Here is a 13,009-nt window from a genome sequence, read left to right as displayed (position 1 = left end):
TTCATAGTCTCTGTTCAAGAATTTACTCATCTAATTCGATTTATTTTCTAAAATCGAAAAATTTCGGACAATTTCAAAAAAGAAAGAAAAAAGACAGATCAAAAACTGATATTCCATCCTTTGTGCCTCTGAATATTGCAAGATCGGATCTTTTTTTGACCAGAATTTCCAATTTCCAGCTTATTCAGCGCTTTTTCTTCCTGATTGTGAATCCAGAAATTTTCCGGCAGGAATTCCATTTTCAATTCAATTGACCGGCTTTTTGGAAAAACAGCAGTCGGTTGTCAGGCATTTAGTGCCGAAAGCGTATTCTTTTTGACTTGTTTCCTGTTACAATGGGTTTGTGCATGGCCGTTCTGAACGGTTTTTCTGTTTTGTGTGAATTTATTCACATAAAAGTTTGAAATTCGGCGACGAGTGGTCTAGTATGGATGAGCAATCTCATAAGAGTAGAAAGAGGCAATAAAAATGAGTGAAAAAGCTTATATCGTTGGCGCGAAAAGATCGGCCATCGGCAAATTCATGGGATCTCTGACAAGTGTATCCTGTGCAGAAATGGGTGCAACAGTTCTGAAAGCAGCCCTGGAACAGGCAAACGTTAAACCTGATCAGGTCAGCGAAGTCATCATCGGTAACGTTATCTCCGCTGGTCTGGGACAGAACATTGCCCGTCACGTCTCCTTAGATGCAGGCATTCCAAACAGCGTACCTGCACACTCCATCAACATGGTCTGCGGTTCCGGTCTGGAAGCTGTCATCGAAGCGGCAATCCGAATCCGTGCTGGCTGGGGCAAAGTCATCGTAGCCGGTGGTGTTGAAAACATGTCTGCTGCTCCATTCCTGGTAAGCGGCAAAAACCGTGTCGGATCCAAAATGGGCAACCAGGTAATGGTTGACGCCATGATCAACGATGCTTTAACTGATGCAATGAATAACGTTCACATGGGCGTTACCGCTGAAAACATTGCAAAAAAATATGACCTGACTCGCGAAATGCAGGACGAATTTGCTCTGGCTTCTCAGCAGAAAGCAATCAAAGCCATCGCTGAAGGCAAATTCAAAGATGAAATCGTTCCAATCGAAATCAAACAGCGCAAGAAAACCGTTGTCTTCGATACTGACGAAGGACCTCGTGAAACTTCTCTTGAACTGCTGGCTAAATTAAAACCAGCCTTCATCAAAGACGGAAGTGTTACTGCTGGTAACGCTTCTGGTATCAACGATGGTGCTTCCATGTGCATCGTTGCTTCTGAATCCGCTGTTGAAGAATATGGCTTAAAACCAATCGCAGAAGTGGTTGCCTTCGGCCAGGGCGGCGTTGATCCATTAACTATGGGTCTTGGTCCTACTCCAGCCATCCTCAACGCTCTGAAAAATGCAGATATGACTCTGGATCAGATGCAGTTAATCGAACTGAACGAAGCTTTCGCTGCTCAGTCTCTTGGTGTAATCCATGAACTGATCGAAAACACTGGCATTGACAGAGAAGTTCTGTTAGAAAGAACAAACGTAAACGGTGGTGCAATCGCTCTTGGACATCCAGTAGGCGCTTCCGGAAACCGTATCCTGGTTACTCTGCTCTACGAAATGGCTAAACGTCACCTCACTTATGGTCTCGCTTCCCTTTGCATCGGCGGCGGCATGGGTGTTGCTGTTATCGTTAAAATGTGCGAATGATCTTCTAAACGATAGAACGCAAACTTGCAATTCAAACAGGCTGATGGATTCAGCCTGTTTTTTTTGCGCTCTGATTGATCAAATCCGTCTTGGGTTGGAATGTTGAAAAAGATAGTACGTATCCCTGTCTGTCGATTCGCTCAGAAATTGTCGAAAATCCAGAAAAATCAGGAAATCGCGATTGCTTTGGCTCTTATGCGAAGTTGCGGTTTTCTAAGGAAATTCTGATCAGTCTCTCTTAAAATCCTTTCAGTAAGGATGGAATACCAGACACTCTTAACAAACAGCACCGATTGCCCCCTGCCAGAAAGTATGAAAGACCTCAATTAAGTTTAGAGAGCCAGACCAACCACTTGCGATCCTGGATATTCAAAGCCGCCGTTAGAGTTGAATGGATCGAGTTCTGTTCACCTTATTCACTTGGGGAATGTAAGCGAATCGATTTTTATCTGTTGAGGATACTTTTTCAATGGTTTCTATCAAAATATCCTTCACCTTTTCAATTTTCTTTTCATTTTCCCTTTATCTAAAAGTCAATCCATCAAGATCAAAGATTTGGCAAAAAGTTAACTTTGACATACTCAACGATTCTGGCATAATGAGTTAGCGAAAACTAATCATTCAGTAGAAAGACGATGAATACACCTGATCTACAGGCTTTTTCATTGAAGAGGTATGAAAAAAATGTTTAACAAACGCTTGATTCAATCTGTTCCAGAGGCGATGAAATTCATCCGTGCAAACGTCATCGACCAATGGTTCGGATTGATCTGTTCAGTTGGCACAACCCTGATTCTATCTGGAATCTGTGCCGGCTTTTTAGTGGGAAATCCTTTTTCGACAACCACTCTAGTGATTGCCTGTATTGGACTGGCGAGTCTGAGTGTGCTGCGTTCTTTCTTTACCCGAAGAGCGCAAGCCAATGCGGTGGCCAGCAGCCATTGCGTCAAGCAGACGATGCGTGAGCGTCTGCTGGCCAAAGTAGCTGAAATCGGGCCTTCCTATGTTCGCTATTTTTCCAGTGCTGAAGTCATGCAGCTTTCCAATGATGGAATTGAGCAGCTGGAGAGCTATTTTGCAAATTATCTCCCCCAATTTTTCTATGCCCTGGCTGCTCCCGTCACCCTGTTTGTGCTGCTGGCTTTCTGGGATCTGCGTTCCGCATTCATTCTGCTGATCTGTGTTCCTCTGATTCCGGCTTCCATCGTGATGGTCCAGAAATTTGCCAAAAAACTGCTCGATAAATACTGGGGTCAATACGCCGGTCTTTCCGATTCTTTTCTGGAAAACCTTCAGGGCCTGACGACACTCAAGGTCTACAACGCAGATGCACGTAAACATCAGAAGATGAATGAAGAAGCCGAAAACTTCCGCAAAGTCACCATGCGGGTTCTCATCATGCAGCTCAACTCCATTTCTGTCATGGATCTGGTGGCCTATGGCGGGGCAGCTGCCGGTATTGTTTCAGCCTTGTTCTCCTACCGAAATGGAAACATCAATCTGTTCCAGACCCTGAGCATTGTGCTGTTATCGGCTGAATTCTTCTTGCCAATGCGCTTGCTTGGCAGCTATTTCCATGTTTCCTTAAATGGTTCGGCTGCAGCTGACCGCATGTTCAAGATTTTCGATGTCCCAGTCAAAGAACGTCAGGCATCCTTTCCTCAGGGAACACCTATCTATAAAGCCGAGAATCTGTGCTTTGCCTATGAAGACAATGAGGGCAATGAGGGCAATGAGGGCAAACAAGCTCTTCGTCATATGGATTTCGAACTGGCTGGCCCTGGTTTTGTCGGCATCTGTGGAGAATCCGGGTCCGGTAAATCCACTCTGGCCAACCTTCTTTGTGGAAAACTGGATGATTCCAGCAAGGCTTTAACCCTCAACACTGTTCCAATTGAAAATATTGCTTCAAGTGAACTTTCTGATCACATCACTATCCTGAGCTTTGAAAGTACCCTCTTTTCTGGAACAATTCGTGAAAATCTGCTGGCTGCCAAAGCCAGTGCGACAGATGAAGAGATGATCCAGGCCTTAAACCAGGCGGGTGTCTGGAACGATCTTGAAAAGATAAACGGTCTGGATACCCACCTTTCCGAACAGGCCGCTTCGTTATCTGGCGGTCAGCGCCAGCGGGTCAGTTTCGCCCGGGCACTGCTTAAAAACGCGCCCGTCCTCATTCTGGATGAAGCGACCAGTGCAGTGGACTCCCACGCTGAACATCTGATGATGAAAGCCGCTCATGAAGCCAGTAAAGATCGTCTGGTGATCTGCATTTCTCATCGTCTGGCCAATCTGGATCTGGCCGATGAAATCCTTGTCTTAAAAGAAGGCGAACTGGTTGAGCGCGGCAAAGCAGCTAATCTGAAAAAACAGAATGGTGAATATGCCCGCATGGCCGGCCGTCAGGCTGAGCTTGAAGCCTACTCCGCTGCCTTGGACCAGAAAGCTCCAGCAGACGAGAACAGAAAGGAGAACCAGCATGAAGTCCGCTAAACTCTTACTTTCAATGATCAAACTAGCCCTGCCCATGTGGGGCTGGATGCTTTGCGCCATTACGCTTGGTGTCCTTGGATTTCTGGCTGCCAGTGCCATTCCGGTGCTTGGAGCCTGGGGACTTGGGGTATTGATGAACAATCCTCAGGCTTCCCTTGGCAGCGTGATCCTTGCCTTAGTCGTCTGTGCAATCCTGCGCGGAATTCTGCGTTATGGCGAGCAGGCCTGCAACCACTACATTGCCTTCAAACTGCTTGCCCAGATTCGTGACAAAGTTTTTGGGGATTTGCGAAAACTTGCCCCCGCAAAACTGGAAGGGCGCAACAAGGGCGATCTCATTTCGATGATCACCGGAGATGTGGAACTGCTTGAAGTCTTCTATGCCCATACGATTTCTCCAATCTGCATTGCGCTGATCTGTTCTTTGATCTTTGCGGGGATTGGAGCCGCTATCCACTGGTCGATCGCTCTGCTGCTTTTTCTTTCCTATGCTGCGGTTGCTTTTCTTCCGGTGGCAGTCATTGGCCCCAAAGCTGCAAAGGCTGGCAAGAAAATGCGCGATCTGTCTGGAAAACTGGGCGGATTCGTTCTGGAAAGCACCCGTGGGATTTTTGAACTGCTCCAGTTTGGCCAGATCCCTTCCCGGATTCAAAAGCTGAATGCCAGAACTGATGAACTCTATACAGAAGAAAAGAAAATGCGCCGCATGCAGGCCGACTCCACTTCGATCGTCAACAGCCTGATCGTTCTGTCTGGACTGGCGATGACTTTGCTTTGCGGATTGCTGTATGCAAGCGGCCAGATCGATGCTTCTCAGGTTCTGGTGGCCCTTGTCGGCCAGCTTTCTACCTTTGGTCCCGTTGCCGCCATGGCAAATCTTTCCACCGGTTTATCCGCCACTCTTGGTGCCGGTGAGCGTGTATTGGCTTTACTGGAAGAAGAACCCCAGACCCATGAAGTCAAGAATGGCAAAGACGGTCAGTATGGTCGCTTTGATCTCAATCATCTCAGCTTTGCCTATAACAAAAAGACACCTGTCTTAAAAGAGTTGGATCTGGATATTGCTCCCAATCAGATTCTGGGTATTTCGGGTCCATCGGGCTGTGGAAAGTCTACTCTGCTGCGGCTGCTGATGCGTTTCTGGGATCCAACAGCTGGAACCGTTTCGCTGGCCGATCAGAATCTGACCGTAACCAATACAGCTTCCCTGCGTGATCTGGAGGGCTGCGTGCTCCAGGATACGATCCTGTTTGCGGACACAATTGAAGAGAACTTGCGGATTGCCAAGGCAGATGCCACCAGAGAAGAAATGATTGCAGCCTGCAAGAAAGCCAATATCCACGATCTGATTGTCTCCCTCCCCCAGGGCTATCAGACACCAGTGGCCGAAATGGGTTCTTCCCTTTCTGCGGGTGAACGCCAGCGTTTAGGTCTGGCCCGGGCTTTTCTGCACAATTCAAAAATTCTGCTGCTTGACGAACCAACTTCCAATCTGGATGCGCTCAATGAAGGAGCTGTTCTGAAAGCCATTGTCGATGAAAAGAAAGACCGGACCATCGTTCTGATCTCTCACCGTAAAGGAACGTTAGGCTTTGCTGATCGCAACATCAAGATGGCCGATGGTAAAATCCAGAGTCCACAAATAACCCCTCAGGCTGGCTAAATCTGAAATCCATCACTCATAACAAACGATCAAAATATCGAACTCCAGAAAATTAGAAAGGAAAGGACCGACCATGAATACTCAGTCCACCCAACCTGTCAATAAACTCCAGCCCAGCCCAGCCGGCCTGGATGAAAAGAAAACAAAAAAAATTAAAGACCGCCGCGCATTTGAAAAGAAGATCGTCTGCGAAATGATCGATCTCTATGAAAAAGGAAATCCCAATACCATCAAGACTGAAGATCTGAAAACATACGCCCGCTTGCGCATTGATAAATGTCCGTTTATGGAATCCAAAACCTTCTGCTCTGCCTGCAAAGTGCATTGTTACCAGGCACAGAAACGGGATGAAATCCGTCAGGTCATGCGCTACTCCGGGCCACGGATGCTGCTTCACCATCCTGTGATGACGATCCATCATCTATGGATCGAACATCATGATCTTTTCAAACGGATGTTCTATCTGCTGGTAGGCTTTATTGGATTAATCCTTGGCTTTATCGGGGCTGTTCTGCCGCTGCTGCCAGCGTTTCCCTTCTTGCTTTTAGCGGCATTCGGATTTGGCCGCAGCTCAAAAAAGCTCAACGACTGGTTTTTACAGACCGATCTTTATAAAAACAACATCAAAGACTGGCGTGAACAGCGAGGGATGACCACCGCAGCTAAGCGGCGGGTGCTGATAACCATTTCTCTGGTGATGCTCTTTGGTTTTCTGATGATGAGCAAAGTGCCATGGGCCCGCTGGATTCTGGTCTTCGTATGGCTTGGCCATCTGGCGTATTTTAAATACAGGATCAAAACCCTCCCGGCAGGATCTGCTCCACAATAATCCACACTTCATTCCTTCTTTTTGTTTCTGGTCGATTCCATTAAAAGGATGAATTCTGACTGGTCAAATCTAATTTCTGATCACAGGCTGAACAGGTCTGTGATCTTTTTTATTTCTGCCAACGCTAAGGAAAAAACTGTCTCCATCGGCTGAACTCTTTTGTGGCTGTTTGCCCCGGAGTCGGGGGGCAGAAAAGCTTCCTGTTCAATATTCTTGTGATCAATCAACCCAAGTCTGCTCCTCGCTGTTTTAGCCCTTACAGCCGATGTACAGACCTGTTTTGGAGGAATGCCATTAGAACTCGCTGTATCTCTCTTATTCTTCAGATGGTTTTTGGAATCACGATTCATTTTCCAGCAGGCTGTTATCAATCGAAACCCGGCTTTACTCAAAGGTCGGAACGAACCCTGAAATTTGTCTGACCTCTGTGTTTATACTGAAAATTCGTCAGATGTTTTCGCTTCGGCCTGGTGCTGGCCCGATTTCTTTCTATCCAGTTTTCTTACCTCCAGACGCCCCTCCACAAGCAGCCTCTCCACAGCCTGAATAGAACTGGAACAACCGGTTTTGCTTCTTTGCTTTTTGGATTGTTTTCTGATATAGACATCAGACTCAATCTGTCTGAGGGGACTTCACTTGACTTTATCCTTCTCTTATAGGAACATCAAAGACATCACTGCGCATGGGATACAAAAAAGCCCGCCCAGACACACTGGACAGGCCATTATCAATCTTCGTACCGATGTTCATGAATCGACCGGATTGTTTTTTATCAGGATTAGTTCAGATGGATTGCCATCGAGGATGGATCTGCATAGAAGTTATGATCCATTTTCCACAGGGATCTAATTACGCTGACTTTGCGGGAGTCCGTTCTTAACAACTCAGAATCAATGACTCCAAAAAATGTCTCATTTGAATTCTTTCGGGCTGACTGCCAGGCTTCATCACGGCAGATGATTCTCATCAGCTGTTCATGGGAACAGTGGCCATATTGCTCAAGGATTGAATTCAAAACCAGAATGGTCTGGCGGGACATTCGTAAAGTAATTGGGAACAGCTTTTTACGCTGAATCGACATTGCGTTCAGTTCCACACAATATGGGCCGGTCTTTTGGCTTACAAAAGAGCCTTCAAGGATCGGTTCCTCAAAGATTGCATACCCTTCTTTCAAAGAAAGGTAAAGAAGATCGTGTATTTTTTGTTCATCTACGCAGTTCTCATTACTTTGTTCGATCAGACGTTGTTCAAGGTACTGCATGCAGTCAACTGCGGAATCGGTTCTTTTGCTCATGCCTATACTTTAGGTAAAAAAACATAAAATACAATGTTGACACAGGATACAAATCGGATAACGGCAATCTTTAGTGTGATCTTAACATTGCACGCTTACATTTTTTCGTTTTTTCATACAAATACGGGAAAACGATCTGGTGATTTTGTTCTTGTCTCCCGATTATTTTACTTATTTCACATAATTCAGATCTGCTTTTTTCTCCAGGGGAGATCATAAATCATTACTTGGGGTAGAATGGCTCTTTTCGGACGATCTTCCTGTCTGCTCTTTCACCCTTTTTTCCCATATTTTCCACAATTTCCGATCAGCCTTTGTTCATTTTCAATCATAGATTTCCGTCTTCGTCAACCAAATTCCAGATATTTATACATCCTGCTCAGCGCGCTGGTCTTGTTTTCATTTTCAGAGCCTTTCAGACTGCCTGGGTTTTCCTATCTCATTCATGAAATAGACAGCTCTGGCAGTCTGGACCTATAATATTAAATTACTGCTTTGGAATATTTTCATCCACGTTGCTGATCCCTGCATCGGCCAGTGCATTCTTTCTGATCCACAAAAACGATGGTCTAATTCAAATTTCTTATTTGTCTTGCTGTCTTCTGTCTGAACTGTTTCCTGTCTGAACCATTTTATTTTCAAAACTATTGCTCTTTTCGAACGATCTTCAAGCTGGCTTTGCTCTCTCTTGTCTGCACACCTATTATCTCGATGCCACTTCTCTGCCGGATCCTTTTGACTTTGATTGGCTGCCAGAACTTAAAAAGCCAGACTTTCATCAGGCTGAAAGTCTGGCAGATTGGTCACAAACCAATCGTAAACATCTGGAGCAGATTGTTTTAAAAGTTCCGGATACAGAAAATAATAGGTTCCTGCTTCCGCAAAGAATTCGACCGGATCGGTAGCAGCGTACTCACTCAGATCGTACTGATGTTTCGCAAACAGATCCTGCCAGTCTTTAGAATCAGACAGGTAAACGTTTTTGCCTTCGTACTGAATATCCAGCAGGTGGACCAGTTCATGAATCAGTGTTTCCTTATACGTTTCCGCCTCGCCCCATGGAATTTGTTTGCCATCATGGCAGACATATAGATACAGATCCGCTTCAGCCGGATCATGCATCTTGATATACATCGCTGATTGTTCCAGGCGGACATAACCGGCAAAAGCATCAATGTTCTGCTTGCCTGCAGCATTGGCCTGGAATTCATCCTCTTCAACAAAATAAATTCCGGCTGCTTTCTGGGTCAGTGTATCTGGCAGGGCATTAATCAGGTTCACCAGATACGCGATGGATTCATCATCCAGCGGCTTGGCATTGGAACGGGTTTCCACATACAACGGGATCTTACTTTCCGAAATGCGGGTGACATCGGCAATCAACGGTTCTTTCTGTTGACGGGCAATCTCTTCAGCATGCGATTTGATAAAGCGAAGCTGAGCAAACTGGTCAGGCGGATTGAGCAGGAATACGGCTTCTATCCCAACCAGAATCGCGATGGCAACTCCCCACATCCAGTAGGCATATTTTCGGTTGCGCAAAAGGGTATCCAGAAAGAAGCTGATCGCGATGACCAGCGGCATGATCCACAGAACGGAATATCGAATGGCAATCTGCCAGTAAGACAGCATGCCGGTCACCAGCAGCATCACAAAAAGGCCGCCGATAAAAATTACGATTGCGTAAATCAATGCTTTGATGAAAAGACCAAAGGCAGAAGAGTCTTTGTCCCTTCTGCCTTTCAGGTCCAGTGTTTGCTTTCTTCTCATATCGGTTTCCGTTTCGAATTGTGATCGACTGTGACGCCCAGTCGATAAACCGGAATCTCTTCCCGTTTCCACAAAAGAGAAAAAGGAAAGTCTGAAACTCCAGGTTTATCTTCAGGACCTGAAATCCGCTGGATTGTTTTCGGTCCTGGGCAGAGTCTTATCCACGATTCAGCGAGGCTGATTCGTCACGGCTGACACAATACTGATTGTTGATTTACTCTTCAGCAGCAGTTTCTGAAGAGGGTTCAGCATCGGATTCAGTGTCTTCTTTGGCAGGCGGCAAATTCGAAATAATCGTATCGATCTTACGTCCATGCTCTAAAGACGTATCCTGAACAAAAATCAAATCCGGCATCTTTCTGGCTTTGATGTTTTTAGCCAGCGTCGAACGGATAAATCCTTTCGATGCACGCAGTACTTTCATACCCGCATCATTGCGTTCCTGTTTTCCTAAAAAGGAAACATAGACTTTAGCCTGTGACATATCACGGGTGCATTCAACATCCGTAACAGTCACGAAACCAAGTTTCGGGTTTTTCAGTTCGAACTGCAGGATCCGGCTGATTTCTTTTTTCAGAATCTGATCCATTCTGTCCTGTTTAAGCGTCATTTTTAACTTCCTTGTCTTCGAAAGCTTCGACAATGTCGCCAACTTTAATGTCATTGAAGTTTTCGATGGTCAGACCACACTCGAAGCCCTGGCTGACTTCTTTGACATCGTTTTCGAAACGACGTAAAGAACCAAGACGGCCAGTGTAGACCACGATGCCATCACGAATCAGACGGCAGCGCGAGTCACGTTTGATTACACCATCTGTAACGTAACATCCGGCAATGGTTCCAACCTTGCTGGCTTTGTAAATCTGACGAACTTCTGCCTGGCCAGTCACAACTTCTTCGTAAACTGGGGCAAGCATACCTTTCATCAGACCCTCAATTTCTTCAAGCGCTTTGTAGATGATGTTGTGCAGACGGATTTCAACTCCTTCTTCTTCTGCTTTCTTACGGATTGCAGCAGTAGGACGGATGTTGAAGCCGTAAATAATCGCATTGGATGCGGAGGCAAGCATGATATCCGATTCGGTGATTGTACCGACAGTCGAGCGGATCACGTTGACTTTGACGGTATCGACATTCAGTTTCTCGATAGAAGCTCTCATGGCTTCTGCAGACCCCTGAACGTCCGCTTTGATCAGGATATTGATTTCCTTCATATCCCCTTCAGAAATCATACGGGCCATATCTTCTAAGGAACGGGCAGAGGTTGCCGAACGTTCCTGCTCAATCTGTTTCTGGGCACGGCTCTGGGCAATTTCAGCGGCGCGTTTGTAAGAGTCGTAAACCATGAACACATCACCGGCTTTTGGCACTTCATTCAGACCGATGATTTCGACTGGAGTAGATGGACCAGCACTCTTGAGTTCCATTCCTTTATCGGAAGTCATCTTACGGATTCGGCCATACGCGCTGCCAACAACGACGGAGTCGCCAGATTTCAGAGTTCCCTGCTGAATAAGCAGGGTAGCCACTGGACCACGGCCTTTATCCAGTTTGGCTTCGATTACCGTACCAGAAGCAGGTACATCCGGGTTGGCTTTGAGTTCCTGCATATCAGCAACTAACAGCAGGGATTCAAGCAGATCGTCAACACCCTGTCCGGAACGGGCAGAGATTTCGTTGAAGATCGTATCGCCGCCCCAGGCTTCAGGCATTACACCCTCGTTGGCCAGTTCGCTCATGACGCGATCCGGGTTCGCACCTGGCTTATCGATTTTATTGACAGCAACAACCATTGGCACCCCAGCGGCACGGGCGTGGTCAATAGATTCTTTGGTCTGTGGCATGACACCATCATCCGCTGCAACAATCAGAACAACGATATCGGTGATCTGAGCACCACGGGCTCGCATGGCAGTAAAGGCTTCGTGACCCGGAGTATCCAGGAAGGTCACCTTGCGGCCGTTGACGGATGCCTGGTAGGCACCAATATGCTGGGTAATGCCGCCAAATTCGCCTTTGACAACATGTGCATTTCGAATGGTGTCGAGCAGAGTTGTTTTACCATGGTCAACATGACCCATGATTGTAACCACTGGTGGTCTTGGTTTCAGGTCTTTTTCATCAAAGACGCGATTTACGATCTGGTCTTCGATATCGTCTTCTGCGATAACGACTTCTTTGTGCGGCTTCACATGGAATTCTTCACAGATCAGTTCGATTTCATCGTCAGTCAGGCTTGTATTAATGGTTGACATATTGCCAAGCAGAAACAGGAACTTGATGATTTCGGAAGAGTTCCGTTTCATCAGTTCAGCCAGCTCGCCGATGGTAATCGGAAGTGAGTAGGTAATTTCTTTTGGATACTCAATTCTTGGTCTTGGAGTATGGTTATTGCGGTTGTTATTCCGGTTATTGTTGTTGCGGTTACGGTTGTTTGCCGGTTTGCGTTTTACTGGCTTATTAGCCATTTCACCACCATCCTTCTCTAATTTTTTCCCTGCATGAAACTCTGCTTCCAATCAAAAGCAGAGCTTTTGGAATTAGAAGCAGGGCCTCATACAGGAGGCTATTGACTGGTTTCAGGAGTTTTGGTCTTTTTCAGATTGAAGGCTTGAACATCTTCACGATGCATCGCAGCCTGAATGATTCCTTTAGCAAAGCCGGGATCGAGAATCGCAAAGGCTCCATTAATCTTGGAGCTGATACTCTCAAATTTTGCTGCCGAAAGAAGAATCAGCGGAATCTGATAATAGGCACATTTATCCTGAATTTTTTTGGCACGATTGGCTCCGCATCCATCACTGAGCAAAACGATTTTTGCCTGTTCTTTCTGAATGGATGGGATTAAAGCATCTCCTTTGGCAAAGCGGCCGGTGCGGACACACAGCTGCGCTAAAGAGAGAATCTGATCAGCCGGCACGGATGACCAGTTCCAGCTTATCGTAGACTTCCTGTGGAATTTCACATTCCAGAGCACGTGCCAGTGCTTTGTTTTTCTTGGCTTTTTCCAGGGTTTCTAACGATTTCTGGATGTAGGCGCCATGGCCGTTTTTCTTGCCCGTGACATCTACAATAACTTCATTTTCCGGAGTGCGGACCACCCGGATCAGTTCCTGTTTGGGGAAGCGTTCCTGCGTGACCACGCATTTTCGCATTGGAATTTTACGCATATCCGTTTCCTTTCTTCCTGAAAACCACCTGATCGGGCGTCAAGGCCCAATCAGGCAGAGTCCAGACAGTCTATTGTGACTGGAAAGTTTTGCAAGATCAATTAAAATCCGAC

Annotated in this window: 10 protein-coding genes; 4 read left to right on the top strand and 6 right to left on the bottom strand. The window is 46.2% G+C overall.

Annotated elements, in window-relative coordinates:
- Nucleotides 1-468 precede the first annotated feature (468 nt).
- The 4 genes from U4956_RS14080 to U4956_RS14065 all read left to right on the top strand — a co-directional run bounded on the left by U4956_RS14080 (nt 469) and on the right by U4956_RS14065 (nt 6,662).
- Nucleotides 469-1,677 (top strand): acetyl-CoA C-acetyltransferase, encoded by a 1,209-nt coding sequence (locus U4956_RS14080; RefSeq protein WP_323091352.1) that lies wholly within the window; start codon nt 469-471, stop codon nt 1,675-1,677.
- Between the two features lie 675 nt (nt 1,678-2,352).
- Entirely contained in the window at nt 2,353-4,170 is a 1,818-nt protein-coding gene (locus U4956_RS14075; protein ID WP_323091351.1) for an ABC transporter ATP-binding protein/permease, read from the top strand.
- Entirely contained in the window at nt 4,157-5,833 is a 1,677-nt protein-coding gene (gene cydC / locus U4956_RS14070) for a thiol reductant ABC exporter subunit CydC (RefSeq protein ID WP_323091349.1), read from the top strand. Before U4956_RS14075 ends, cydC begins: the two co-directional genes overlap by 14 nt.
- A gap of 73 nt (nt 5,834-5,906) precedes the next feature.
- On the top strand, nt 5,907-6,662 hold the full coding sequence (locus U4956_RS14065; protein WP_323091348.1) for a nitrous oxide-stimulated promoter family protein: 756 nt from the start codon (nt 5,907-5,909) through the stop codon (nt 6,660-6,662).
- A gap of 778 nt (nt 6,663-7,440) precedes the next feature.
- Here U4956_RS14065 and U4956_RS14060 read toward each other — a convergent pair.
- The 6 genes from U4956_RS14060 to rnpM form a co-directional block, all read right to left on the bottom strand.
- Nucleotides 7,441-7,956: a hypothetical protein gene (locus U4956_RS14060; protein WP_323091347.1), complete on the bottom strand. Its 516-nt coding sequence runs from the start codon at nt 7,954-7,956 to the stop codon at nt 7,441-7,443.
- A 759-nt stretch (nt 7,957-8,715) separates the two neighbouring features.
- The gene (locus tag U4956_RS14055) at nt 8,716-9,726 is read right to left on the bottom strand and encodes a zinc-dependent peptidase (protein WP_323091346.1); all 1,011 of its coding nucleotides are present in this window, start codon (nt 9,724-9,726) and stop codon (nt 8,716-8,718) included.
- 214 nt (nt 9,727-9,940) lie between these two features.
- Nucleotides 9,941-10,336 (bottom strand): 30S ribosome-binding factor RbfA, encoded by a 396-nt coding sequence (gene rbfA, locus U4956_RS14050; protein WP_323091345.1) that lies wholly within the window; start codon nt 10,334-10,336, stop codon nt 9,941-9,943.
- A complete protein-coding gene (gene infB, locus U4956_RS14045) occupies nt 10,326-12,194 on the bottom strand; it encodes a translation initiation factor IF-2 (RefSeq protein ID WP_323091344.1) in 1,869 nt (622 codons plus the stop codon). Before infB ends, rbfA begins: the two co-directional genes overlap by 11 nt.
- Before the next feature lie 98 nt (nt 12,195-12,292).
- Nucleotides 12,293-12,646: a hypothetical protein gene (locus tag U4956_RS14040; protein ID WP_323091343.1), complete on the bottom strand. Its 354-nt coding sequence runs from the start codon at nt 12,644-12,646 to the stop codon at nt 12,293-12,295.
- Entirely contained in the window at nt 12,636-12,896 is a 261-nt protein-coding gene (gene rnpM, locus U4956_RS14035; protein WP_323091341.1) for an RNase P modulator RnpM, read from the bottom strand. Before rnpM ends, U4956_RS14040 begins: the two co-directional genes overlap by 11 nt.
- Between the last annotated feature and the right edge of the window lie 113 nt (nt 12,897-13,009).

The organism is Allobaculum sp. JKK-2023, assembly GCF_034745455.1.
In the GTDB taxonomy this organism is placed as follows: Bacteria; Bacillota_I; Bacilli_A; order Erysipelotrichales; family Erysipelotrichaceae; genus Allobaculum.
Note: the sequence above shows the minus strand (reverse complement) of the source record. Positions and strands in the feature narration are given on the sequence as shown.

What these genes read in the sequence shown, in the direction of transcription:
- U4956_RS14075 (WP_323091351.1), top strand. Translation starts at nt 2,353, where the DNA reads ATGAAAAAAATGTTTAACAAACGCTTGATTCAATCTGTTCCAGAGGCG.
- rnpM (WP_323091341.1), bottom strand. Translation starts at nt 12,896, where the DNA reads ATGCGTAAAATTCCAATGCGAAAATGCGTGGTCACGCAGGAACGCTTC.
- U4956_RS14060 (WP_323091347.1), bottom strand. Translation starts at nt 7,956, where the DNA reads ATGAGCAAAAGAACCGATTCCGCAGTTGACTGCATGCAGTACCTTGAA.
- infB (WP_323091344.1), bottom strand. Translation starts at nt 12,194, where the DNA reads ATGGCTAATAAGCCAGTAAAACGCAAACCGGCAAACAACCGTAACCGC.
- cydC (WP_323091349.1), top strand. Translation starts at nt 4,157, where the DNA reads ATGAAGTCCGCTAAACTCTTACTTTCAATGATCAAACTAGCCCTGCCC.
- U4956_RS14065 (WP_323091348.1), top strand. Translation starts at nt 5,907, where the DNA reads ATGAATACTCAGTCCACCCAACCTGTCAATAAACTCCAGCCCAGCCCA.
- U4956_RS14080 (WP_323091352.1), top strand. Translation starts at nt 469, where the DNA reads ATGAGTGAAAAAGCTTATATCGTTGGCGCGAAAAGATCGGCCATCGGC.
- U4956_RS14055 (WP_323091346.1), bottom strand. Translation starts at nt 9,726, where the DNA reads ATGAGAAGAAAGCAAACACTGGACCTGAAAGGCAGAAGGGACAAAGAC.
- rbfA (WP_323091345.1), bottom strand. Translation starts at nt 10,336, where the DNA reads ATGACGCTTAAACAGGACAGAATGGATCAGATTCTGAAAAAAGAAATC.